We start from the raw sequence: 24,335 nt of genomic DNA on the forward strand, positions 1-24,335 counted from the left end.
CCTGCCGGGGCCTTTCCGGGACACGCCGTGAACCCGTCCATGGGGGCTCCTCAGCGGCATCCATGCCGCTGAAGGTCCCGGAAAGGCCCCGCCACGCGGACGCACTCCGTCGGAGATAATTTGTCTCACGTGACTCCGTATCCGGGCGAGCAGAGTTTTGCGCGGAAGCAGGGTGTGAACTGGGGGTACGCCTCGCCGGACCTTCAGCGGCCATGGATGGCCGCTGAGGAGCGCGACATGGATGTCATGCTTTCAGCGTGTCCGGCGAGGCGTGCGCCCAGATCACGCCCGGCCTACGGAGCACCTTTTCGCGTACGTGCGCACGCTCAGAGGTTTCGTATCCTTGAGTGCTCTCCATTAGCTGAGCACTCACCCGACTGTTATCATGCCCACTTTGCTTCCGGATCGTTTCCCCATGTCTCGCACCCTCACCATCGCCACTCGTGAATCCCTCCTTGCCCTGTGGCAGGCAGAGTTTGTGCGCGACGCCCTGCAGGGCGCGCACCCCGGGTTGGATGTGCAGTTGCTGGGCATGACCTCCCGGGGCGACCAGTTGCTGGACGTGCCGCTGTCCAAAGTGGGTGGCAAGGGCCTGTTCGTGAAAGAACTGGAAACCGCCCTGCTGGACGGCTCTGCCGACATCGCAGTGCACTCCATGAAAGACGTACCCATGGAGTTCCCTGAAGGTTTGCAGCTCGGTGTCATTTGCGAGCGTGAAGATCCCTCGGACGCCTTCGTCAGTAATCGCTTCGACACGCTGGAAGCCCTTCCTGCGGGGGCCGTGGTGGGTACCTCGAGCCTGCGCCGCGAGTGCCAGCTGCGCCAGCAGCGGCCCGACCTGGAGGTGAAGTTCCTGCGGGGCAACGTCCAGACCCGCTTGCGCAAACTCGACGAGGGCGAGTACGACGCCATTATCCTTGCGACCGCCGGCCTGTTGCGGCTGGAACTGGCAGAGCGCATTCGCCAGCGCATCCCGCATGGCCTGTCACTGCCCGCGGGAGGGCAGGGAGCGGTGGGTATCGAGCTGCGTACGGACGACCCCGCGACACTGGCGCTGCTGCAACCCCTGCACCACGAGCCGACCGCCCTGTGCGTGACCGCCGAGCGCTCGCTCAACCGACGCCTCGAGGGTGGTTGCCAGGTGCCGATTGCCTGCTACGCAGAGCTCGAGGGTGATGGGCTGTGGTTGCGGGGCCGGGTGGGGCGCCCCGACGGCTCGCTGTTGTTGCAGGCCGAGGGCCGGGGGCCTGCCAGCGAGGCAGAGGCCCTGGGCATCGCGGTGGCGGAAGATCTGCTGGCCCAGGGCGCAGGAGACATTCTGGCGGAGGTCTATGGTCGCTGAGCGGGAGTACTGAGCGTGGGGAGCAGGGGCGTACTGGTCACCCGGCCGCAGGGGCAGGCGGATTCACTGTGTGCTGCACTCGAGCAGCGGGGCCTGCGCGCCCATCACCAGCCCCTGATCCAGCTGCAGGCACTCACCGAGCTCGACCCCGCCTCCCGCCAGTGTGTGCTGGACCTCGATCTCTACCAGCACATTATTTTCATCAGTCGCAACGCGGTGCGCTTCGCCCTTCCCTGGCTGGAAGACTACTGGCCACAGTGGCCTGTCGGGGTGTGCTGGTATGCCGTGGGGGCGGCCACCGGCCGCAGCCTGGCCGAACACGGTATCGATGCCCGGTTACCCGGCGACGAGATGAACAGCGAAGGCCTGTTGCGGCTGGCCGGCCTGCGCGAGCTCAGCGGGCAGCGTGCCCTGATCGTCAAGGGGCTGGGTGGTCGCGAATTCCTGCGGGATGAATTACAGCGCCGCGGCGCCAGGGTAGACCAGCTGGCCTGCTATCGCCGCAGTCCGGTGCGCCTGCCCGAGGGGCTCATGGCCTCCCGTTTCGAGGACTGGCAGATCGACGCCGTGCTGATCAGCAGCGGGGAGGGGCTGGGCAATCTGCTGGCCATGTTGAGTGCGGAAGAAACCGCAAAGTTATGGCAGACTACTGTGGTAGTGCCCTCGGAGCGGGTTGCCGAGCAGGCCCGTGCCGCCGGACTCGAGCGGGTGCGGTTGGCGGCCAATGCCTCTGACGACGCCATGCTCGATGCCCTGGACCAGTGGCTGCAAGAGACCGGAGATCTTGAGTGAGCGACAAGCAGGACGATAACAACGCGCCCCAGCCCCCAGAGAATGCGGCGGACGATACCGCGGAAAAGCAGGCCGTCGCCGCTCCCGTCCCCGCCCCCGCAGAAACGTTTGAACGGGAGATTGCCCCCGCCAAGGCCGGTGGTGGTTTCCCGCTGCTGGCCACGCTGGCACTGCTGCTGGTACTGGCCCTCGCTGCGGCCGCCGGCTGGACGGTGCTGGAAGCGCAGCGCCGCGAGACCGCGTTGCTCGACCGGCTGGCGCTGCTGGAATCCGTAACCGAGCGCGAGCTGATGGACGCCAGTGAGCAGCAGGCGCAGATTCGCCGTATCGGCGACGACCTCCAGGGTAAACTGCAGTCCGAGCTGCGCAGTGGCCTGGCCAGCCTTGAACCCCGGTTGACGCAGCAGGCCCAGACCCTGGACGCGGTTTCCGGTGATCTCTCCAGCCTGCAGTCGCGGGTGGCGGTGCAGGGGGGGGAGCTGGCCCGCTTCAGCGCGACCGATCGCGAGAGTTGGTTGCTGTCGGAGGCGGAGTACCTGTTGCGGCTCGCCAACCAGCGCCTGATCATGACCGGTGATACTGAGTCCGCCCGGGCCCTGCTGCGCAGCGCGGACCGAATTCTTCTCCAGTTGGACGATACCCGGCTGCACACCACACGCAGTGCGATCGCCTCGGAGCTGGCGGCCCTGCGCGGCGTGCCTACTGTCGATGTCGAAGGACTCTACCTGCGGTTGTCCGCCCTGACGGAGCAGGCCGCCGCCCTCGCGATCTTCGAGTTGCCCGAGGCCGAGCAACGGCTGCAGGAAGCCCCGGCGGAGGATTGGCGCGATCGCCTGCGCCAGGGCTATCGCGCCGCGGTGCAGAAACTGTCGGACTACATCATCATCCGCCGTCGGGAAGTGCCGATGCAGGCGCTGATGGACCCGCAGTGGGAAGGGCTGGTGCGCCAGAACCTGCGGATGTTGCTGGAGCAGGCCCAGGTGGCGCTGCTGTCGGGTAACGCCTTCCTGTACCGGGAGAGCCTGCAGCGTGCGCGCCACTGGGTGGCGCAGTTTGCCGAATCCGACGCCCGGTCGGCCCAGGCCCTGGACCGCGAACTGGAGCAGCTTGCGGGCGAGACTGTCACCGTGGAGTTGCCCGATATCGGCCGCTCCCTGCGGACGCTGGAAGCGGCGGTCGCCCGGCGCGAGGCCGATACCGGCCAGGCGGGCGAATAAGCCATGCGTCGCGCCTTTGCCCTGATCCTGATTGCACTCCTGCTGGGAGTGGGTGTGGTGGCCGTGATCGAAACCGATCCCGGCTATGTCCTTCTGGCCTACGGCAACTACACCCTGGAGACCAGCCTCTGGGTGGGGCTGGTGCTGTTTGTCCTGCTGGTCGGCTTGCTTTATTTCACCCTGCACCTGTTGCGCAAGCTGTTCAGCGGGCAGCGCTCGGTGGCCAGCTGGATGGGATCGCGCAAGTCGCGCCAGGCAGCGCGGCTGACCAACCGCGGGCTGATTGCCTTTATCGAGGGCAACTGGCAGAAGTCGCGGCGCCAGTTGCTGCGAGGCGCCGCCCACAACGACGCCCCGCTGCTCAATTACCTGATGGCCGCCCGCGCCAGCTACCGGCTGGGTGACAGCGACAAGATGCGGGAGTACCTCGGTGCCGCGGAGCGCTCCGATGCCGAGGCCGGTATTGCGGTGGAACTCACCCAGGCGGAATTGAAACTGGATGCCGGGCAGTACGAGCAGGCGGCCGCCACCCTGGTGCGGGCCCGGCGCAATGCCGCCCGGCACCCCCATGTGCTGGACCTGCTGAGTCAGGCGTATCAAGGTCTGGAGGACTGGGATAGCCTCGCGGCCCTGCTGCCGGACCTGGAAAAGCACAAAGTACTGCCGGCAGACGAGTTACAGGCGCTGGAGCGCAGGGTGCACCTGCGTCGCCTGCAAGTGATCGCCGGCCGCGGCGACGGCGATGCCGCCGATGCATTATACGAGCGCTGGCAGACGCTGCCCCCGACCTGGAAGCGCGACCCCGATCTCCTGCGGGCCTACGTGGCTCTCCTGCTGACCCAGGACGCCCACGTGGCGGCGGAAAAGGTCTGCCTGCGCGCCCTCAAGCAGGAGTGGGACAGCGAACTGGCGCGTCTCTACGCCTTTGTTCACAGCGATAATCCGGGCCGCCAGCTCACCCAGGCGGAAGCCTGGCTGGGAGAGCATCCCCGGGACCCCCAGCTACTGTTGTGCCTGGGGCGCCTGTCGGCACGCTGCGAGTTGTGGGGCAAGGCCCGGGATTACCTGGAGGCCAGTTACCAGCTGCGACACACGCCGGAAGTGTGTGCCGAGCTCGGGCGCCTGCTGGGTGCGCTGGGTGAGCCCACCGTCAGTGCACGCTACTTCGAAGAGGGGCTGTTGCGCGATGTGAAACTGCCCGAATTGCCCATGCCTGAGCGGGCCGCGCCCGAGCGGGCCGTACCAGAGCGGGCCTTGCCACAGAGAGGCGCGTCCAGGCGGCTGGCGGCAGAACCCTGAGTCCAACCCGAGCCCGCTCCCGCAGCGGGCGACAACCGTTCCGGCTCGCTGGCCGGAGAGGAGTGCGTTATGGCCCGCTGGGTCAACTCCGCTGCCGAGGCAGTCAGTGGCATCCGGTCTGGCGATACCCTCTGGAGCCACTCCATGGCCTCCACGCCCCTGGTGTTGCTCGATGCCCTGGCTGAGCACGCCCGCCACTGCGAGGGGCTCACCCTGCTGCAGCTCCACCTCGAGCACGCCTATTCACTGGCCGATCCCGCCCTCGACGGCCGCTTGCGCTGCCGCTGCTTTTTTGCCGGACGTGAAACCCGCGACCTGATCAACCAGGGTTTGGCGGACTACGTGCCCATCTTCCTGTCCGACATTCCGCGCCTGATGCGCAGCGGTCAGCAGCGGGTGGACGTGGCCATTGTTCAGGTCTCCGAGCCGGATCGGCACGGCAACTGCTCCCTCGGGATGTCGGTCGAGGCCACTGCTGCGGCCTGCGAGGTCGCAGATCGCATCATTGCCCACGTCAATCCGAACGTTCCCCGTACTCTGGGTGACGGTTTTATTCACGTGGACCGGATCGATGTCGCTTACCGGGAGGCGGCCCCGCTGATCTATCACGAGGTGCGCGAACCGGGGGCCGTGGACAGTGAAATCGGCGCCCGGGTGGCCACCCTGGTGGAAGATGGCGCCTGTCTGCAGATGGGGATTGGCAGCATCCCCGACGCGGCGCTGGCCTGTCTGGGCGGGCATCGCGAACTGGGCGTGCACACGGAGATGTTTTCCGATGGCGTGCTGGGCTTGCTGGAATCCGGGGTGATAACCAACAGCCGCAAGAAAATCGGCCGGGGCCGGGTGGTGACCACCTTCGCCATGGGCAGCCCGGCGCTCTATGAATTTGTAGACGACAACCGGGAGGTGGCGTTCCTCGATGTCGAGTTCGTCAACAGCCCGGTCAACATTGCCCGCAACAAGCAGGTCACGTCCATCAACAGCGCCATCCAGATCGATCTCACCGGGCAGGTCTGTGCCGACTCGATAGGCCACCGGATTTACTCCGGTGTTGGCGGCCAGGTGGACTTTGTGCTGGGCGCCGCTCACTCCGAAGGGGGCAAGTCGATCATTGCCCTGCCGAGCACGGCCCGGGACGGCACGGTATCGCGCCTGGTGCCCAGCCTGGCAAAGGGGGCGGGCGTGGTGACCACCCGGGCACAGGTGGATTATGTGGTGACCGAATTCGGGATTGCGCAGATGCGCGGTCGATCACTGCAGGAGCGGGCGTCGGCCCTGCTGGCTATCTCCCACCCCGATTTTCGGGAAGAGCTGGCGCGGGAGGCGCGGGAGGCGCTGTCGCTGCGTCTCTGATCAGCCCGGGATCCCCAGCTCATCCCAGATGTCATCGATCCGGGCTTTCACCGCGGCGTCCATGACGATGGGTTTGCCCCACTCGCGGGTGGTTTCCCCCGGCCACTTGTTAGTGGCGTCCATGCCGATCTTGGAGCCGAGGCCGGACACCGGCGAGGCGAAGTCCAGGTAATCGATGGGCGAGTCATCGATAAAGGTGCAGTCCCGGCGCGGATCCATGCGCGTGGTCAGGGCCCAGATCACGTCGTTCCAGTCCCGCGCGTTCACGTCGTCGTCGGTGACGATCACAAACTTGGTGTACATGAACTGGCGCAAAAAGGACCACACCCCGAGCATGACCCGCTTGGCGTGGCCCGGGTATTCCTTGCGCATGGTGACAATGGCCATGCGGTAGGAGCAGCCCTCGGCCGGTAGGTAGAAGTCGGTAATCTCCGGAAACTGCTTGCGCAGGATGGGCACAAACACCTCATTCAGCGCCAGTCCCAGCACCGCGGGTTCATCCGGCGGCCGGCCGGTGTACGTACTGTGGTAGATCGGGCTCTCGCGGTGGGTAATGGCTTCCACCGTGAACACCGGGAAGCGCTCCACCTCATTGTAATAGCCCGTGTGATCGCCAAAAGGCCCCTCGTCCGCCAGTTCCCCCGGCTCAAGGTAGCCCTCCAGGATGTACTCGGCGGTGGCGGGCACCTGCAGGCCGTGCTCCTTGCACAGCGGCGTGAAGCACTCGGCAACCTCCGTCTTGCCGCCACGCAGCAGTCCGGCAAAAGCGTACTCCGACAGCGAATCCGGCACCGGTGTAACGGCGCCCAGAGTCGTTGCGGGGTCTGCGCCCAGCGCTACCGCCACCGGGTAGCGCTTGCCCGGGTGCTTGAGCTGCCAGTCCCGGTAGTCCAGCGCGCCGCCCCGGTGTGACAGCCAGCGCATGATCAGTTTGTTGCGGCCGATCAGCTGCATACGGTAGATGCCGAGATTCTGGCGCTCCTTCTCCGGGCCGCGGGTAATGACCAATGGCCAGGTCACCAGCGGCGCCGCATCCCCCGGCCAACAGGTCTGGATGGGCAGCTGGTACAGATCGACATCCTCACCCTCCTTCACGTGGTACTGACAGGCCGGATTGCGCACCAGCTTCGGCCCCATATTCAGCACCTGCTTCAGGATCGGCGCCTTGTCCCAGGCGTCGCGCATCCCCTTGGGCGGGTCCGGCTGGCGCAGATAGGCCAGGATCTCGCCAATCTCGCGCAGAGCCTCGATATTCTCCGCACCCATGCCCAGCGCCACCCGCTGTTCCGTGCCGAACAGATTGGCCAGTACAGGTGTACTGAAACCCTTGGGATTCTCGAACAACAGGGCCGGCCCGCCAGCGCGCAGCGTGCGGTCGGCGATCTCGGTCATCTCGAGATGGGGGTCAACCTCGGTGGTAATGCGCTTGAGCTCACCACGCTGTTCCAGCATGTCGAGAAAGCTGCGGAGATCGGAGTAGTTCACTGTCTACCGGCCTGTTGGGATTGGAGGAGGGGACAGTACCGCTTGCGGGAGAGGGGTGCAATGCTCCCTGCACTTGCAGGAACCCGAATGCCCTTGAGGCGCGGAGGAGTCAGGTGTCGGGGCGGGTATGGCCTGCCGGGACCGTTGAGCGCAGGGACGCGCGATACGAGCCTACAGGGATGTATTCACGGCGAGTCCCGGCAGGCCATACCCGGCTCGGCGCCGGGTAGAAACTGCCGTGACGACTCTTGCTTACTTCCGCTTCATCGACAGGAAGAACTCGTCGTTGGTCTTGGTGTCCTTGAGCTTGTCGAGCAGGAACTCGATCGCCGGCAGATCTTCCATGCCGTGCAGCAGCTTGCGCAGAATCCACATGCGCGCCAGTTCCTCCTCGCCCGTGAGCAACTCCTCGCGACGGGTACCGGAACGACGGATATTGATGGCCGGGTAGACCCGCTTCTCGGCGATCTTGCGGTCCAGGTGCAGCTCCATATTGCCCGTGCCCTTGAACTCCTCGTAGATCACCTCGTCCATCTTCGAGCCCGTGTCGATCAGGGCCGTGGCGATGATGGACAGGCTGCCGCCTTCCTCGATGTTACGGGCAGCACCAAAGAAGCGCTTGGGACGCTCCAGGGCGTGGGCGTCCACACCACCGGTCAGTACCTTGCCGGAGCTGGGTACCACCGTGTTGAAGGCGCGGGCCAGACGCGTGATGGAGTCCAGCAGGATCACCACGTCGCGCTTGTGTTCCACCAGACGCTTGGCTTTCTCGATCACCATGTCGGCGACCTGTACGTGGCGCGAGGGCGGCTCGTCGAAGGTGGAGGCCACGACTTCCGCACCGCGGGCGCCCACCGAGCGCTGCATTTCGGTCACTTCCTCCGGACGCTCGTCGATCAGCAGTACGATGACGTAGCACTCGGGGTTGTTGCTGATAATCGCCTGGGCGATGTTCTGCATCATGATGGTTTTACCGGCCTTGGGCGGGGCAACTAACAGGCCTCTCTGGCCCTTGCCGATAGGGGCAACCAGGTCGATGACGCGGCCGGTGAGATCCTCGGAGCTGCCGTTGCCCTTTTCCAGCGTCAGGCGCTCATTGGGGAACAGGGGAGTCAGGTTTTCGAAGAGGATCTTGTGCTTGGAGTTCTCGGGCTTGTTGAAGTTGACCTCGCCAACCTTGAGCAGGGCGAAGTAGCGCTCGCTGTCCTTGGGAGGGCGGATCTTGCCGGAGATGGTGTCGCCGGTGCGCAGGTTGAAGCGGCGAATCTGGCTGGGGGAGACGTAGATGTCGTCGGGGCCCGCCAGGTAGGAACTGTCGGCGCTGCGTAGAAAGCCGAAGCCGTCCTGCAGGATTTCCAGAACTCCATCCCCGTAGATATCCTCGCCGCTCTTGGCGTGGCGCTTCAGGATCGCAAAGATGATGTCCTGCTTGCGCGAACGGGCCATGTTCTCCAGGCCGATCTCTTTGGCTATGTCGATCAGTTCCTGGGTGGATTTGGTCTTCAGGTCAGTCAGATTCATAGGGAATAGGAGTGATTTTCTAAATAGGGAAAGGGTAAAACGCTACGAATCGACATGCCGGTTGGCACAACTCCGAGAGGGAGGTCCAGGCGATTCCAAGCAGTAAAAATTACGTGAGTAGCGGATTTATTATTGGCACGGAAGGGTGCAACGCGAAGAAATGTAGCACGCCCCGATAGGCTCGTCTATAGCTTTTTGGCGGGCTTTCATTGTAGATCAGGAAATTCCGTATTCCCGGGGCTTCGCAATCCCTCGCGCGCCCTTGTACAGAAACAGGACCCGCTGTAACAGCGGGCCCGGAGCGGTTTTACATGACTTCCTGGACGAAATCCGTCAGCTGGGACTTGGACAGCGCACCAACCTTGGTAGCTTCAGCGTTGCCATTCTTGAACACGATCAGGGTCGGAATGCCGCGGATACCGAATTTCGGCGGGATATCCGGGTTGGCGTCCACGTCTACCTTGCACACCTTCAGCTTGCCGTCGTACTCGGCGGCAATTTCGTCCAGTACCGGGGCGATCATCTTGCAGGGGCCGCACCACTCGGCCCAGAAATCCACCAGCACCGGCAGATCGGATTTCAGCACCTCCTCTTCAAAGGATGCGTCGCTGACGTGTACGATTTGTTCGCTCATCGTGTTCTCCAGATTGCGTGCGGCCTGCGTGTGACCGCCAGAAACTAAGGGCTGCTATCATACCACCGGCCGGAAAGGGCACAACCGAGGGCTCTGGAATTTTTCGTCATGTCCATAGAGCAGCGGGCTATATGAACCGGCCCCGGCGAGCACCCGATCGGGCCGGGATTACGTTGCCAGACAGGCAGAAGAGTGGGGAGCATGACGGGGCAGGACAGTTGGCAGGTATACATACTCGAGTGTGCGGACGGCAGTCTGTACACGGGTATCGCCCGCAACCTGCAGCGGCGCCTGTCGCAGCACAACGGCGAACTGGCCGGCGGGCCGCGTTATACCCGGGGGCGGCGGCCGGTGCGTTTACGCTGGAATGAAAGCGCGGCCGACCGCTCCTTGGCCCTGAGACGGGAGGCGGCGATCAAGCGCCTGAGCCGGCCGCTGAAGCTGGCCCTGATCAGTGGCAGCGAGCCCGACTCAGGCTGAATTCAGCGATTCCAGCGTTTCCTGCTGCTCCAGCCACTCGGCTTCCAGGTTTTCCAGGGACTGTTGCAGCTCGCCTTCCTCCCGGGTGAGCCGGGCTACCTGCTGGGTGTCGCCACTCTCGTACAGGGCCGGGTCGGCCAGTTGCCCGCGCAGCTCGGCCAGCGCGGTTTCAGTCCGCGTCATCTCGGTTTCCAGCTTGCGGATGCGTTGCTGCAACGGGCGCAACTGGGCCCGGGCCGCCGCGGCCTGCTGGCGCTTCTCGCGCTTGTTGCCCGCGGTGTCGGCGCTGGAGTCGGCGGCCACTGCGTTGTCGGACTGGCCCGGCGTATTGTCGTAGCTCGACAACACCCAGCGTTCATAGGCTTTGAGGTCGTCCCCGTACTCACTGACCTGCCCGGCATTCACCAACAGCAGCTCGTCGCAGGTGTTGCGCAGCATGTGCCGGTCGTGGCTGACCAGGATCAGGGCGCCCTCATAGGCCTGCAGGGCGACCTCCATGGCATTGCGCATGTCCAGGTCGAGGTGGTTGGTAGGCTCGTCCAGTACCAGCAGGTTGGGTTTCTGCCAGACCACCAGGGCCAGGGCCAGGCGGGCTTTTTCACCACCCGAGAACGGGCGGATCGGGCTGGTGGCGGTGTCGCCGCGGAAATTGAAGCCGCCGAGGTAATTCAGCACTTCCTGTTCCCTGGCCTGCGGGCTCAGGCGCTGGATGTGCAGGGCGGCGCTGGCCTCCAGGTCCAGGGCTTCCAGGGTCTGCTGGTGGAAGTAGCCAATCCGGCAGTGCTCCCCCGACTGGCGCTGGCCAGCCAGCAGTGGCAGTTCTCCCACCAGCGATTTCAACAGGGTCGATTTCCCGGCGCCGTTCTTGCCCAGCAGGCCGTAGCGGCTGCCGGGGCGGAGGATCATTTCCACACCGGACAGGATCGGGGTGTCGCCGTAACCCAGAATGGCCTCGTCCAGTCGCAACAGCGGGTCGGAACTCTTGTCCGGTGCCGGGAAGCTGAAGCTGAAAACAGAGTCCACATGGGCTGGCGCCACCTTCTGCATCCGCTCGAGTTCCTTCAGCCGGCTCTGGGCCTGGCGCGCCTTGGTCGCCTTGTAGCGGAAGCGGCGTACGAAATCCTCGATCTGGGCTACCCGCGCCTGCTGCTTCTCGTAGCTCGCCTGCTGGTTGGCCAGGCGTTCCGCCCGCTGCTCCTCGAAGTCCGAGTAGTTACCCTTGTAGGCATTGAGGGTGCTGTGTTCGATGTGCAGGATGCGCTCGCAGGTGGCGTCGATGAAGTCCCGGTCGTGGGAAATCATCAGCAGGGTGCCAGGATACCGCTGCAGCCACTGCTGCAACCACAGGGTGGCGTCGAGGTCGAGGTGGTTGGTGGGTTCGTCCAGCAGCAACAGGTCCGAAGGGGCCATCAGCGCCCGGGCCAGGTTGAGGCGAATACGCCAGCCGCCGGAAAAATCGCTGACCGGGCGCTCCCAGGCGCCCTCGGCAAATCCGAGGCCCTGCAGCAGTCGCTGTACGCGACGCTCGGCGCTGTAGCCGTCGATGGCTTCCAGGGCGTTGTGCAGGGGGGCTGCCGCAGCATAGTCCCCCTGCGCCTCGTGGCGGGCCAGTTCCTGCCGCAGGCGGGCCAGTTCGGCATCGCCACGCAGCACATACTCACCGGCGGGCAGGTCGGTGGCTTCGACCTCCTGGGCCATGTGGGCCAGGCGCAGGTTGTTCATGCCCTCGATATCGCCGCCATCGGCCCCCAGTTCACCCAGGAGCATGGCAAAGAGGCTGGATTTACCCGAGCCATTGGCCCCGATCAGCGCCAGGCTTTGCCCGGGCTGGATGGTAACGTTGGCCTTGTCCAGCAGCAGGCGGGTGCCGCGGCGCAGGCTGATATCGCGTAGTATGATCATCAGGCGGCGCATTCTACTCGCTGCACTGCACGCTAACCAGCGGGTCATCGAAAGCGGGTTATCGAAAGACAATCGAAAGACAATCGAAAGACAAATGGACAATCCTCTCTGGAACTATTCCCTGGCCGCCTACTCCAACCCGGGCGTGGCCCAACATTGCCTTGAGGCACAGGATGAGTGTGGCGTCGACGTCAACCTGCTGCTCTATGCCGCATGGCTCGCGAGCCAGGCACAGGTGCTGGATGAGCGGCGCTCGCGGTCTGCCATGGCGTGTACCGACACGCTGCGACAGCAGGTCATCCGTCCCCTGCGCACTTTGCGGCGCCAGTGGAAGGCCTGGCCGGAGCTGGCCGACCTGCGGGAACAGCTGAAACAGCTGGAACTCGCTGCCGAGCGCGAATTGCAGGATGGCCTGTGGGACTGGCACCGGCAGCAGCCGGCACCGGCTTCCGGGGGCAGCCTGAGCGGGAATCTGGAGTGGGTCCTGCGTCTCGCCGGGGAGTCGCCGGCGGCGGCGTCGCAGCGGGCGCAGGTGCTGGCGGCAGCCCTGTCCGGCCCTGTCATGGATGCGGGCTGGCACCCGGGGCGCTCGGGGTAGTATGATTCGGGGCGCTTCGTTTGCATCCCGCCAGTATTGTGGTAGCGGCTCCGGCACGTCCGGGACTGATGCTGCCTCGGGTTGGCGGGGCACAGAAATACACATACATCGATAAATGGAAATCCCTATGAAGAAATATGCACTGCCGCTGGCCCTTGTGACCGCGGTTGGCCTGACAGCCTGTAACGAAAAAGCGGAGACTCCGGCACCTGAGCAGGCAGCCGCGGAAGTCAAGCTGGAGAGCACCCAGCAGCGCCTGAGCTACGGCATTGCCTACGGTCTCGGCAAGCGCATGTCTGCGGACGCCGTACCGCTGGACATCGACGCCTTCACTGCCGGCATGCGCGATGCGCTGGAAGGCAGGGAAGGTCGCATGACCGACGAGGAAATCCAGGCTGAAATGCAGGCTTACCAGCAGAAAATGCAGGCCGAAATGCAAGCCGCCCAGGCCGCGGAAGCTGAAGCCAACGCTGCTGCCTCTAGCGCGTTCCTGGCTGAGAACGGCGCCCGTGAAGGTGTGGTAACCACCGAATCCGGGCTGCAGTATGAAGTGCTCGAAGAAGGTGCCGGCGCCAAGCCCGGCCCGGATGACGTGGTCGACGTGCACTACCGCGGCACCCTGATCGACGGCACCGAGTTCGATTCATCCTACGGCCGCGGTGAAAGCGTGCAATTCGGTGTTGGCCAGGTCATTTCCGGCTGGACCGAAGCCCTGCAGCTGATGCCCGTGGGCTCCAAGTGGAAACTGTACATCCCGGCTGACCTGGGTTATGGCGCCGGCGGTGCAGGTGGCATGATTGGCCCCAACGCCGCACTGGTGTTCGAGGTCGAGCTGCTCGATATCGTCAAGCCCGAGACCGAGGAAGGGGCCGAGTCCTGAGGTCAGGCTGACCGGGCCGGCGCCATCTGGCGCCGGTGACGGTTGTGAAGGCCGGCAATCAGCCGGTCTTCCAGTTCAAAACGCACTTCCAGCATTTCCCCCAGCGCCGACACATCCCTGCCGAGGGTGGCGTCTGCGGGCTCCTCTCCCGTGTACTTTTCCTCGTAGGCGAGAATCACCTCGGTGGTATCGCTGATGGCCGGTATCAGTTCCGCCGCCAGGGCGCAGCCGCCGTCATCAAAACGCTCGGCTTCATCGACCAGTTGGTGAAAGATCTCGAAGTGGCCGGCGGAAACGTAGTCCACCAGCAGGCCGCACAGGTCGAGCTGGCGCTGGTGCAGGCTGTCGGGGGTGGGGTCGCCGTCCATCGCGACGACCAGGGCGGTGTAGCGGGTCAACAGCGCTCGGCGCTCCTTTAGCCAGGCGGTAAGCAGACGCTCTACGGCTTCAAACTGTTCCCTGGGGTCCTCACTGCGGTGTGGCATATCCCGGCCTCGCTGGCACCTTGGCTGTCGGAGGCTTCCTACTATAAGCCGGCCCCGAAGGGGCGGCAATAGACAGGTGTGCTCAGGAGGCGGGGCGAGCGCGCAGCGTCTGCCACAGGCTGACCAGCAGGATCACCACGAACAGCAGCAGGGTCTGCTCGGGGATGCTGAGGCCGAGGAAGGTCCACGAGATGTCCGCGCAGTTGCCATCGCCCATCAGGACCATGCTCACGGTTTCCGCGAAGGGCAGCGTCTCCAGCATGTATTCCAGCGAGGGGCCGCAGGCGGGCACCTGGTCTTCGGGCAGGTGCTGCAGCCACACGTGGCGGCCGGCGATCGCGCAGCCAAAGGCCGCCGCCAGCACACACAGGCCCGCATAGACTCGTCGCCCCCAGCCAGGGGGGTTGTGCAGTGCCGCCAGCAGGGCGAACACGCCTCCGGCCACCACGGCGACGCGCTGGGTCATGCACAGGGGGCAGGGGGCCAGCTCCAGGTATTGCTGCAGGTAGTAGTAGGCGAACAGCATGGCGACCAGCGCCATGAGGGCCTGGCCGAAGAAGACGGTTCGGGGCGAGAGGGTTTGCAGCATGGGCATCAAGGATCCTGGCAGTGGGCAGCGGCGGCTACGTTAGACATTTTTCGGGGGCGGCGCAACGCGGGTGCCGCGCTGGTTTGAGTCGCCGACAGCGGATTGGTTCAGTTGCCGGCGGTATTTGCCGGCGAAGTCCTGGAGTTCCGGGTAAAACGCGGTAAAGGCCGACTGCAGTGCCGGCCGCAGGGGGCTGAGGGCTGGCTCCACCCCCGCCAGGGCATTGCCGCGGCGCAGGCGCTCGCCGATCCGCTCTGCCGTGCCGGTCACGGCGTCCCAACGGTGGTAGCGGGTGAGAATGTCATGGTCCACCAGGCGCCGGGCCATGCGCTGCGCGCCGGAGCCGAGTTCATGGTGGCGGCTCTCGAGTACGTCGTACACGGCCAGGGCGAAGTCATCCAGGGGCTGCTGGTGGTAGCGCTCCCAAGCGAGGCTCAGGTAGTGGTCGAAGCTGATGTCGATGAGGATACCCGCATAGCGACGCAGGTGGGCGGGAAAGGCCGCTCTCAGCTCTTCCATGACCGGGTGTTGGTCGGTGTAGGCGTCAATGGCGCGGTGCAGCCTGACGCCGGCCTCGATATCGGCTGAGCACTGCCCGCGCAGGGGCCCCTTCAGGTAGTCGCCTTCCAGGGCGCCCGCCACCAGCCCGGGTTCGGGCCAGGCGAGGTGGAAGTGGGCGAGAAAATTCACAATGCGGCGGCTTACACCGCCTGGTATTGGGCGTAGAAGCGCTGCAGGTACTGCTCGAAGCTGATGTCGTCGTTGGCCTCGATGTCCCGCTGGGCTGCCAGGGATTCCTCCCGCTCCTGTTCGAAGCGGGCCTGGGCGTCGGCGGCCAGCGGCTCCTCGCGGAAGTACTGTGCCCACTGCTGGCTGTAGGCCAGGGCCAGGCGGAAGTAGGGCAGGTCCCGTTCGCGCATTTCCCGCAGCACCCGGGCCGAGGGTGTGAGTTCGGGGTCATCCACCTTGGCCTGCTGGGCGGCGACGGATTGGCGGTAAGCGTCGCTGTGGTGGGCGTCGTCCAGCGCGCCGGCCACGAGATCGATCTGTTGCAGCAGGTCGCTGGCCCAGTCCGTCAGCTTGCGTTCTCCCTGGCGGCTGCTCAGCTGCAGCCCGGGTTCCCGGCCGCGATTGACCACCAGGCGCAGGTTGGCCTGCTGGTGATCCCGCTCGGCTTCGTCACAGGCGGGGCTGTCACTGAGCAGGCAGAACAACAGGAAGCTGTCGAGAAAACGCACCTGCTCCGCATCGAGACCGATGGGGTTGAAGGGGGACACGTCGATGCAGCGCACTTCCACGTATTCGATGCCGCCTCGCCGCAGGGCGCTCAGCGGGGTTTCGCCGGAGTAGGCTACCCGTTTGGGGCGGATGGTGCTGTAAAACTCGTTTTCGATCTGCAGCAGGCTGTCGTTGAGCTGCTGGTAGTCGCCATCCTGCCCCGAGGGGATATGGCTGTACTCGGAGCGCGGCTGCATGATGCCCTTGCGCAGGGCGCCCACGTAGTTGTCCAGCGAGTTGTAGCACACCTGCAGGTCGCGCTGGGCGGCGCTGTTGTAACCGAGGTCGCCCATGCGCAGGGCGGTGGCGTAGGGGAGGTAGAGCGTTTTTCCCTCCGGGTCGAATTTTTCCAGGCCGTGGGTGTCGCGATCCCGCAGGAAGCTGGCACACAGAGCCGGCGAAGCGCCGAACAGGTAGATCAACAGCCAGGAATAGCGGTGGAAATTGCGGATCAGGGCCAGGTAGCGCCCGGTGATCCAGTCTTTCAGGCCGCCCGGGGAGCCCGCTTCCCGCCAGTCCTGCTCCCAGTAGGCGTGGGGCATGGAAAAATTGTAGTGGATGCCGGAAATCACCTGCATGGCGCGGCCGTAGCGGTGCCCCAGCCCGTAGCGGTAAACGGTTTTCATGTGGGCGACGTTGGAACTGCCGTACTGTGCCACCGGGATGCTGTCATCCCCGGCTACCACGCAGGGCATGCTGGCACTCCACAGGATTTCGTCATTCAGCTGGCTATAGACGTGGCGGTGGATATCGGCCAGGGTCCGCAGGCTGCCTTCGAGGTCGGTATCCACCGGCGTGATGAACTCCAGCAGCGCCTCCGAGTAGTCCGTAGTGATGGAGGAGTGGGTCAGGGCCGAGCCGAGCGCCGCCGGGTGCGGGGTCTGGGCGATGCGCCCTTCCGGGGAAATGCGCAGGCTTTCTTTCTCGATGCCCCGGTGGATTTCGCGCAACAGCGCCCCCGAGCCGTTGCCGGACAGGGTCTTGAGGTGTTGTTGCAACTGATCTGACACTGAGCACTCCTTTTTCCTGGACGAGGGGCCTGTGGATTCGGCCCCCCCTGGCCGGCCCGGTGCCAAACCGGGGGCAAGTGTATCGCCCCCTCTGTTGCTAGTACAGAGAGCCGGGTACAGCGAGCATTGCCGGGCGCTGCGGGGCACGCTATCTTGTTGTTATGACAAGCGTGCAGGCTGTAATGCGGGGAGCGTGGGGACTCTCCTCCTCATTGCGGCAGTGGTGCAGATCACTGGCGTGGCTGCCCTTGCTGTTGCTGATTCCCGTTGCCCCTCTGCTGGGCGCGCAACCGGACCCTGACGAGGCATGCCTCACTGCGCCCCTGCAGGAGGATACCGACGCCTTTCGCTTCAAACCCTCCCCCGGTCACGATGCACTGCAGGTGCAAATTCCACCCGGCGTGAAAATTCGCAGTATCCGCTATCGGCGCTATTCCGTGTTTGACCTGCAGGACCCGAAAGAGGACGGGCTGGTCTACCGTTGGGCCAACGACTTCCACAGCGAGACCCGGGAGTGGGTGCTGCGCGACCAGTTGCTGCTGGCGGAGGGTGACGTCTACGAGCCGCGGCGGGCGGAAGAGTCCGAACGCATCTTGCGCAACCTGAAATTTATCTACGACGCCCGCGTGCGTCCCTGGCGCTGGTGCGGGGATTTCGTCGACGTGGAAGTGATCACCCGCGATATCTGGACCTTTACCCCGGCCCTTTCACTCAGCCGCAGCGGCGGGGAGAACGCCTACTCGGTGGGCTTTCGCGACGCCAACTTCCTCGGCACCGGCAAGCAGGTGCTGGTGGCCTACGACAGCGACGAAGAGCGCGCCGGCTACACCTTTGTCTACGCCGACCCGGCGGTGATGGGCAGTCGCTGGCAGGTCCGGGCCCGCTACACCGACAACGACGACGGCTACGACCACGGCCTGCGTATCGAAAAACCGTTCTTTTCCATCTACGAACCCTGGTCGGTGGGCACCAGCCTCGACCAGCAGAAACTGGAGCAGAAAATCTGGTATCGCGGCGACGAGGTCTCGGAATTTGATCACGAACAGGAGCAATACAATCTGTATGGTGGTGTCGCTTCGCAGCTGGAAGTGGACAAGCGGGTCAATCGCTGGCTGTTCGGCTACTTCCTGGAGAACAATGCCTTCGAGTTCAGCGACTCCGATATTCCCCCGGCGGAGCTGCCCGAAGACCGTGACTACAGTTACCCCTGGATTGGCTACCAGTCGGTGGAAGATGAGTTCGCCCAGCTGCACAACTTCAACTACCTCGGCCGTACCGAGGACATTTTCGTTGGCGAGCGCTACGAATGGGCCCTGGGTTATTCCACCGAGGGCCTGGGCGCCACCCGCGACCAGATCGCCTTTCGCGGCAGCTACCGCAATACCCTGCTGGCCGAGGACCGGCAGCTGTGGGTTGTGTCGAGCTGGCTCAACGGCTACTGGACGCTCGATGACGCCGAGCTGGAAAATTTCTGGTGGCAGGCGGAGAGCCGCTACCAACTGAAGCAGAGCCAGCGCTGGGCGCTGTACAGCGGCCTGCGGGTGGATTACACCGACGGTCTCACCGACGACAACCAGCTTACGCTGGGAGGCCACAACGGCTTGCGCGGCTACGATCTGCATTACCAGGTGGGCGATCGCTCGGTGGTGTGGAATCTGGAGCAGCGCTATTACTCGGACTGGCACCCTTTCCGCCTGATCCGGGTGGGGTTTGCGGCCTTTGTGGATGTGGGGCGGGCGTGGTTTGCGAACCAGGACAACGGTTCCAACGGCGGGGTGCTGGCCAACGCGGGCCTGGGTCTGCGGCTGAATTCGAGCCGGGCGGAGAAGAGTTCAGTGGTGCATGTGGATGTGGCGTTTCCGTTTATGCGGGATGACGATGTGGATGGTATGCAGGTGTTGTTGACGGTGAAGGAGCGGTTTTAGTTTTTAGGGCCCTGTCTTGCTTGAGTCAGGATGGTTGGCCTTGAGTTCCTTAAACTTACCGGGTCTGGTGGCCGCGCCGCGGCGGCGAGGCTGCTCCGCGACGCGCTGAAAACCCTGCCATCCATGGCTCGCTCGACAGCGACCGTCCAGGTCGCTGACGGTCGCTACGCAGCCTCCCCGCCACGGCGCTCTCGCCCGCAGAGTGGTGCCTAGTTCCAGAACAGTGGTACGCAATTTTGGCAACCACGGTGCGAGCCCTCGCCCGTCGGGGGCTGCGGAGCGACCCTATGAGGCATGGATGCCGGGGGCGGCCATCCGTATTAGGAGCGTACATGGATGTACTTGCAGCGAGTCGCGGAGTAGCCCCCGGCGGGCGAGGGCGGTTTAAGTACTCCACAATGGATGGCTCGGAAATCAGTAGGCCTGTTCGAGACTCGATTGTTGGCAGGCTCAGGTCAGTTCATCCAGATACTTCTCCAGCATCTTGCACACAAAGTTCCCCTGGATCTCGTGCTCCTGCCCCGTCGCCAGCATAATCCGCGACATGATCAGGCCGTAGCGCATGCCGGCGAAAATCCAGTAGTAATCGTAGTGCTCCGCGCTGCGCCCCGTGGCGGCTTCCCACTGGGCGACCGTGTCCTCATAGCTCGGCAGGCCCGGCAGGCGCGGGAAGCCAAGGCCCTCCGCGAAAGTCGCGTCGATGTAATTGAACCAGGCCAGGTCTTGCACCGGGTTGCCGGCGACTGCCATCTCCCAGTCGAGGACTGCCACCACCTCGTCCAGCGAGGGCGCGAACATCATATTGCCGACCCGCGAGTCCCCCCAGCACAGGGCCGTGGGTTCATCCTGCGGCTGGTTGGCCCTGAGCCAGTCCAGCGCCCGCTGGCCGATTTCGTGGGTGCGGCCCTCCAGCCCCCAGTCGTGGTACTGCTGCCAGTAATCCAGTTGCGCCTGCAGCGCTGTCTTGCCGGGGGGGAGCTGCAGTTCCGGCAGGTCGAGGGCGTCGCTGTCCAGCTGGTGAAAGCGCGCCAGCATGTCCACTGCACTGCGCCAGAGGGTGGCGCGCTGCTCTTCACTGGTGTCGTTCAGGAGCCAGCCATCCATGTTGTAGGGCGGCATGTCGGAAGGTACCTGGCCGTCGATGCGGCCCATGATGTAGAACTCGACCCCCAGCAGGCGGGTGTCGGTTTCCAGGCCCAGCAGTTCCGGGACCGGTATCTGACCCTGGTGACCCAGTGCTTCCATCACGCGGTACTGTGGCTCCAGGGCGTAGCTCGGGAACACCGGCCGGTCTATCTCGGGTTGCAGGCGCCCGACGCAGGATTGGGTGCGGGTTTCTTCGCCTTGCTGCCACTGGATGTCGAACAGCAGGGTGACATTGGACATGCCATTGCCGTCGGGGATGGTGAGTTCGGGAATCTCGATCGGGTAGCCGCGCTGTGCGCTGAACCACTGGGCGAGCTTGCGGCGGGTGCCGTCGATGTCCTCGAGGACGGGGGTGGGGCGGGATTCTTCCACGGTCTGTTATTCCTTTTATTGACTATACGCGTGTATAGCATAGGCATTGGCTGTGAACCAGTCCGCGGTGCTCCGGTGTGGGCTGACGGGAAGCATAGTCGGGCCCTGCGCGAGTGGCAGAAAGTCCAGATAGGCTCGCCCGGGTGCTTGTCCGGAAAGACGAAGCTGCTACAGTAACCGCTTGCTGCGCGGTATTCTGGCGCGGCGGCATTCAGCAAAGCAGCAACAAAACAACGACAACAACAGACTATCGGTGCCGCTGTGCGGCGCAGTGACGGGGAGCAGGTGCGTGGAACGAATTACCGAGTGGCTGAAACTGCTGGCGAGCAAGGGCGGGTCCGACCTCTACCTGAGTACCGGCGCGCCACCCTGTGCCAAGTTCGAGGGCGCCCTGCGCCCCATCGCCAGCGAGATTCTCAAGCCGGGTGAGATCAAGCAGATCGCCTACGGCTTGATGGATTCCACCCAGCAGGCAGAGTTCGAGCAGGAGCTGGAAATGAACCTGGCCACCTCCATCTCGGGCTACGGTCGTTTCCGGGTCAATATTTTCGTTCAGCGCAATGAAGTGGCCATCGTGGCGCGGAACATCGTTGCCGAAATCCCCAACTGGGAGAAACTCCGCCTGCCGCCCATCCTGCCGGACGTGATCATGCGCAAGCGCGGGCTGGTGCTGTTCGTGGGGGCTACCGGCTCGGGCAAGTCGACCTCGCTGGCGGCGCTGATCGACTATCGCAACAGCAACAGCTCCGGACACATTGTGACCATCGAAGACCCGGTGGAGTACGTGCACAACCACAAGAAGTGCATCGTCAACCAGCGCGAGGTGGGGGTGGATACCCGCAGCTGGCACAATGCGCTGAAAAACACCCTGCGCCAGGCGCCGGACGTGATCCTGATCGGCGAGATCCGCGACCGGGAAACCATGGAGCACGCCATCGCTTTCGCCGAGACCGGCCACCTCTGCCTGTCGACCCTGCACGCCAACAATGCCAACCAGGCCCTGGACCGGATCATCAACTTCTTCCCGGAGGAGCGGCGGCCCCAGTTGCTGATGGACCTGTCGCTCAACCTGCAGGCCTTTGTGTCCCAGCGCCTGATACCCACCGTGGATGGCAAGCGTTGCGCGGCCATCGAGATCCTGCTCGGTACGCCGATGGTGGCGGACCTGATCCTCAAGGGGCATATCGACGGCATCAAGGAGGTCATGGAGAAGTCCGGCAATATCGGCATGAAAACCTTCGACGGGGCGCTGTTTGACCTGTACCGGGAAGGGCTGATCTCCGAGGAGGAGGCCCTGCGTAACGCCGACTCCCCCAACAACGTCCGCCTCAAGATCAAGTTTGCCAAGGAGGGAGGGCTGGTCAGCGAAGACGGCAGCGTCGAGTTGAGCCTGGAGAGTATCGAGGAAGAGGAAGAAGAGCCCCGTCCTTTTTAGGATGGGGCGGGACTACTCCAGCAACTTGAAGATCACCAGGGCGAAGAAGAACACCCACAGCCCGATCAGGATCTTCATGCGCAGCGCGGCGTTGCCGGGCACCTCGTCCTGTTCGGCGTTCTGCGCGCCCTCCAGCACCATGTTGAAGGAACCACAGGCCGGGCAGCCGCCCATCTCGCCGCCCCGTTTCCCCCGATAACTACAATCCTTGCAGATATAGGCCATGTGCTGGTCGTTCTTCTCAGTGATTCAGCCTTAGCAGCTGATCGATTATCCGCTCGAGTTGTTGCAGATTATTGCATTCCGCGGCGAAATGACAGGCGCTCTGGTAGCGCAGCATCTCCGAGTCGCCACTGCCCCAGGCGCGACGGGATTCCGGGTTGAGCCACAGCACGCGCCGGGCCCGCTGATACACCGACTGCATGATCTCCAGGCGCGGGTCGCCGCCGTTGTTGCGGGCGTCCCCCAGGATGATCACGGTGGTGCTGCTGTTGATGTCGTTCAGCGCCAGTTCGGCAAAGTCTTCCAGGCTGCTGCCGTAGTCCGTGGCGCCACCGTAGCGCCAGTTGGCGAGCTCGATCGCTTTCTCCACCGGGTGTTCGCGGAACAGCTCGCTTATTTCGCCCAGGTGGCTTGAGAAGGCAAAGCTGCGAACTCGCGGCAGCACGTCCTGCAGGCTGTAGAGAAACAGCAACAGGAACTTGGCGTAAGCGGCCACCGAGCCCGACACGTCGCACAGGGCGAGAATCTGGGGCTTGTCCCGGCGTACCTTGCGCCAGTAGGTATTGAACATGACACCGTCGGTGGCGATGCCACGACGCAGGGTGCGGCCCATATCGAGCTGGCCACGTTTCTGCACCTTCGGCTTGCGCGAGTGACGTGCGGCCAGCTTGCGCGCCATCTTGCGCACCAGCTCCCGCACCTCGTCCATGTAGCGCTGTTCCAGCTGGTTGAGCCGGGTGCGGCTCAGGATATCGTCGAGAAACTGCCGGTTGTGCCCTTCCGCCTGCAGCAGGTATTCACGCTCGACGGAGTCCCTCACCTGCTCCCGCAGGTTGTCGCTGTACCCCTTGAGCAGCTCCAGCAGGGGGCTGTCGGCCTGCTCCAGGGCGATGATGGCCCGGCGCAGGGCGTCTTCGCCCAGGGCGTCCAGCATGCGCCGGGTGTACTGCCCTTTCTGGGTGAACATGCGGATGTTGCCAAGGCCGCTCGCCGCCGCGGCCTGGCCCATGGCCAGTGAGAGCTCGGTGCGGTCGTTGTCCAGCAGTTGCTGCAGCAGCGGGGTAGCGAGGGCTTCGCCGAGTTCGGGAAACTCTCCGGCCGCCTCCTGCAGCAGGGTGGCATCCTCTTCCTGCGGCGGGGCCGGTGACTCGGGAGCGGCGGCCGGGTCAGCTTCCGGAGCCGGGTCGGCTTGCCCGGCGAGGGTTTTGTCGAAGTACTGGTCGAAGCAGCGCAGCAGGATGGCTTCTTCCCTGGCGCTCTTGGCCAGGCTCAGGGCCAGGCCGTCGCGCAGGCGAGCGCGGTCGCCGTAGCCCAGGGTCGTGGCCACCGCCATGGCATCGAGGGTTTCCGCCGGCGATACCCTGAGCTCGTGGCTGCGCAGGAGCTGGATAAAACCGGTGATGGCGGACTGCATGGGGGGTCAGGGGGTACTGCGGGCGGCGCGCAGGAGTTCACCGAGGCCGGATTCGGCATTCTGGACATCGTCCTCGAACTTGAGCAGCACGTTGAGGGTGCTGCGTACGAGGTCCTCTTCCAGGTCGCCGGCGTGCAACAGCAGCAGGCTGCGGGCCCAGTCGAGGGTTTCTGAAATCGCCGGTGCCTTTTTCAGGTCCAGTTCCCGCAGGCTGTGCACGAAGGCCACCAGCTGGTGGCGCAGGGTGGCATCGATATCGGGCACCCTGCTCAGCACGATACGCTCCTCCAGTTCCACCGTGGGGAAGGGGATGTAGAGGTGCAGGCAGCGGCGTTTCAGGGCGTCGGAAATATCCCGGCTGTTGTTACTGGTCAGGAACACCATGGGGGAAACCCGGGCCTTTACCGTGCCGATTTCGGGAATCGAGATCTGGTAGTCCGAGAGAATCTCGAGCAGCAGGGATTCGAACTCGTAATCGGACTTGTCGACCTCATCGATCAGCAGGATCGCACCGCGCTCCTGCTGCATGGCCTTGAGCAGCGGCCTCGGCTCGAGGAAGTCTTCCGAGAAAAAAATATCGCCGAACTGGTGCAGGCGTTCCACCGACTCCGCCAGGCCGCGCGCGCCGTGCAGCAGGTCGCCGAGCTTTTCCTTCAGGACCTGGGTATACAGCAACTGCTTGCCGTACTTCCACTCGTACAGGGCCTTGGCCTCGTCCAGGCCCTCGTAGCACTGCAGGCGGATGAGCGGTACCGACAGCAGTTCCGCGCAGGTCTTGGCCAGCTCGGTCTTGCCCACACCGGGAGGGCCCTCCACCAGCACCGGCTTGCGCAGCTGGAAGGCGAGGAATACCGCGGTGGCGATCTTGGTACTGCAGATATAGCCCAGGGCCTCAAAGCCCTGCTCGATACGCTCGATGGACTCGAGCTGGGGGAAGTCCTGGGTATGCAAGGTGA

At 64.3% G+C, this 24,335-nt stretch carries 22 protein-coding genes; 10 read left to right on the plus strand and 12 right to left on the minus strand.

The window, feature by feature from the left end; all coding sequences use genetic code 11:
• Positions 1-415 precede the first annotated feature (415 nt).
• The 5 genes from hemC (at position 416) to FV139_RS11695 (ending at position 6,003) form a co-directional block, all read left to right on the plus strand.
• Complete coding sequence (gene hemC / locus FV139_RS11675; RefSeq protein ID WP_148068589.1) at positions 416-1,342, plus strand: hydroxymethylbilane synthase; 927 nt, start codon at positions 416-418, stop codon at positions 1,340-1,342.
• Between the two features lie 15 nt (positions 1,343-1,357).
• Positions 1,358-2,134, plus strand: coding sequence for a uroporphyrinogen-III synthase (locus FV139_RS11680; RefSeq protein WP_187276502.1), 777 nt, complete (start codon positions 1,358-1,360; stop codon positions 2,132-2,134).
• Positions 2,131-3,351 (plus strand): uroporphyrinogen-III C-methyltransferase, encoded by a 1,221-nt coding sequence (locus tag FV139_RS11685; RefSeq protein WP_148068591.1) that lies wholly within the window; start codon positions 2,131-2,133, stop codon positions 3,349-3,351. The genes FV139_RS11680 and FV139_RS11685 overlap by 4 nt, the downstream gene beginning before the upstream one ends.
• A 3-nt stretch (positions 3,352-3,354) precedes the next feature.
• A complete protein-coding gene (locus FV139_RS11690) occupies positions 3,355-4,650 on the plus strand; it encodes a heme biosynthesis HemY N-terminal domain-containing protein (RefSeq protein WP_148068592.1) in 1,296 nt (431 codons plus the stop codon).
• A gap of 69 nt (positions 4,651-4,719) precedes the next feature.
• Entirely contained in the window at positions 4,720-6,003 is a 1,284-nt protein-coding gene (locus tag FV139_RS11695) for an acetyl-CoA hydrolase/transferase family protein (RefSeq protein ID WP_148068593.1), read from the plus strand.
• On the opposite strand, the gene ubiD is transcribed toward FV139_RS11695, so the two are convergent.
• The 3 genes from ubiD to trxA all read right to left on the minus strand — a co-directional run bounded on the left by ubiD (position 6,004) and on the right by trxA (position 9,643).
• Positions 6,004-7,488: a 4-hydroxy-3-polyprenylbenzoate decarboxylase gene (gene ubiD / locus FV139_RS11700; RefSeq protein WP_148068594.1), complete on the minus strand. Its 1,485-nt coding sequence runs from the start codon at positions 7,486-7,488 to the stop codon at positions 6,004-6,006.
• Between the two features lie 252 nt (positions 7,489-7,740).
• Positions 7,741-9,009: a transcription termination factor Rho gene (gene rho, locus FV139_RS11705; RefSeq protein WP_148068595.1), complete on the minus strand. Its 1,269-nt coding sequence runs from the start codon at positions 9,007-9,009 to the stop codon at positions 7,741-7,743.
• A gap of 307 nt (positions 9,010-9,316) precedes the next feature.
• Complete coding sequence (trxA, locus tag FV139_RS11710) at positions 9,317-9,643, minus strand: thioredoxin TrxA (RefSeq protein ID WP_148068596.1); 327 nt, start codon at positions 9,641-9,643, stop codon at positions 9,317-9,319.
• Positions 9,644-9,844: 201 nt separating this feature from the next.
• On the opposite strand from trxA, the gene FV139_RS11715 reads away from it, so the two are divergent.
• The gene (locus FV139_RS11715; protein ID WP_148068597.1) at positions 9,845-10,123 is read left to right on the plus strand and encodes a GIY-YIG nuclease family protein; all 279 of its coding nucleotides are present in this window, start codon (positions 9,845-9,847) and stop codon (positions 10,121-10,123) included.
• Here FV139_RS11715 and FV139_RS11720 read toward each other — a convergent pair.
• Entirely contained in the window at positions 10,115-12,025 is a 1,911-nt protein-coding gene (locus FV139_RS11720; protein ID WP_148068598.1) for an ABC-F family ATP-binding cassette domain-containing protein, read from the minus strand. The two genes, FV139_RS11715 and FV139_RS11720, sit on opposite strands and share 9 nt — an antisense overlap.
• 94 nt (positions 12,026-12,119) lie before the next feature.
• Here FV139_RS11720 and FV139_RS11725 point away from each other — a divergent pair, with 94 nt between their 5' ends.
• Together FV139_RS11725 and FV139_RS11730 are read left to right on the plus strand one after the other, a co-directional pair.
• On the plus strand, positions 12,120-12,623 hold the full coding sequence (locus FV139_RS11725) for a TIGR02444 family protein (RefSeq protein WP_187276503.1): 504 nt from the start codon (positions 12,120-12,122) through the stop codon (positions 12,621-12,623).
• 127 nt (positions 12,624-12,750) lie between these two features.
• Positions 12,751-13,503, plus strand: coding sequence for an FKBP-type peptidyl-prolyl cis-trans isomerase (locus FV139_RS11730; RefSeq protein ID WP_148068600.1), 753 nt, complete (start codon positions 12,751-12,753; stop codon positions 13,501-13,503).
• Between the two features lie 2 nt (positions 13,504-13,505).
• Here the strand turns inward: FV139_RS11730 and FV139_RS11735 are convergent, their stop codons facing one another.
• From FV139_RS11735 to gshA, 4 genes are all read right to left on the minus strand, one after another.
• Positions 13,506-13,988, minus strand: a complete 483-nt coding sequence (locus FV139_RS11735) for an Rsd/AlgQ family anti-sigma factor (protein ID WP_148068601.1) — start codon at positions 13,986-13,988, stop codon at positions 13,506-13,508.
• Between the two features lie 82 nt (positions 13,989-14,070).
• Positions 14,071-14,583, minus strand: coding sequence for a disulfide bond formation protein B (locus tag FV139_RS11740; protein WP_328592286.1), 513 nt, complete (start codon positions 14,581-14,583; stop codon positions 14,071-14,073).
• Positions 14,584-14,616: 33 nt separating this feature from the next.
• Positions 14,617-15,267: an acyl carrier protein phosphodiesterase gene (locus FV139_RS11745; protein ID WP_148068602.1), complete on the minus strand. Its 651-nt coding sequence runs from the start codon at positions 15,265-15,267 to the stop codon at positions 14,617-14,619.
• Positions 15,268-15,278: 11 nt separating this feature from the next.
• The gene (gene gshA / locus FV139_RS11750) at positions 15,279-16,865 is read right to left on the minus strand and encodes a glutamate--cysteine ligase (protein ID WP_235898629.1); all 1,587 of its coding nucleotides are present in this window, start codon (positions 16,863-16,865) and stop codon (positions 15,279-15,281) included.
• 248 nt (positions 16,866-17,113) lie between these two features.
• Between gshA and FV139_RS11755 the strand changes: the two genes are divergently transcribed.
• Positions 17,114-18,790 (plus strand): BamA/TamA family outer membrane protein, encoded by a 1,677-nt coding sequence (locus FV139_RS11755; RefSeq protein WP_187276504.1) that lies wholly within the window; start codon positions 17,114-17,116, stop codon positions 18,788-18,790.
• Positions 18,791-19,240: 450 nt separating this feature from the next.
• Here FV139_RS11755 and FV139_RS11760 read toward each other — a convergent pair whose 3' ends face one another.
• Complete coding sequence (locus tag FV139_RS11760) at positions 19,241-20,308, minus strand: phosphotransferase family protein (protein ID WP_148068604.1); 1,068 nt, start codon at positions 20,306-20,308, stop codon at positions 19,241-19,243.
• Between the two features lie 289 nt (positions 20,309-20,597).
• Here FV139_RS11760 and FV139_RS11765 point away from each other — a divergent pair, with 289 nt between their 5' ends.
• Positions 20,598-21,743: a PilT/PilU family type 4a pilus ATPase gene (locus FV139_RS11765; RefSeq protein WP_148068605.1), complete on the plus strand. Its 1,146-nt coding sequence runs from the start codon at positions 20,598-20,600 to the stop codon at positions 21,741-21,743.
• Positions 21,744-21,755: 12 nt separating this feature from the next.
• Here FV139_RS11765 and FV139_RS11770 read toward each other — a convergent pair whose 3' ends face one another.
• The 3 genes from FV139_RS11770 to FV139_RS11780 are packed head-to-tail and all read right to left on the minus strand — an operon-like array spanning position 21,756 to position 24,330.
• Positions 21,756-21,968 (minus strand): hypothetical protein, encoded by a 213-nt coding sequence (locus FV139_RS11770; RefSeq protein ID WP_148068606.1) that lies wholly within the window; start codon positions 21,966-21,968, stop codon positions 21,756-21,758.
• 16 nt (positions 21,969-21,984) lie between these two features.
• A complete protein-coding gene (locus tag FV139_RS11775; protein WP_148068607.1) occupies positions 21,985-23,379 on the minus strand; it encodes a vWA domain-containing protein in 1,395 nt (464 codons plus the stop codon).
• 6 nt (positions 23,380-23,385) lie between these two features.
• A complete protein-coding gene (locus tag FV139_RS11780; RefSeq protein ID WP_148068608.1) occupies positions 23,386-24,330 on the minus strand; it encodes an AAA family ATPase in 945 nt (314 codons plus the stop codon).
• Positions 24,331-24,335: the final 5 nt, after the last annotated feature.

This window comes from Parahaliea maris (genome assembly GCF_008064665.1).
Taxonomy (GTDB): Bacteria; Pseudomonadota; Gammaproteobacteria; order Pseudomonadales; family Halieaceae; genus Parahaliea; species Parahaliea maris.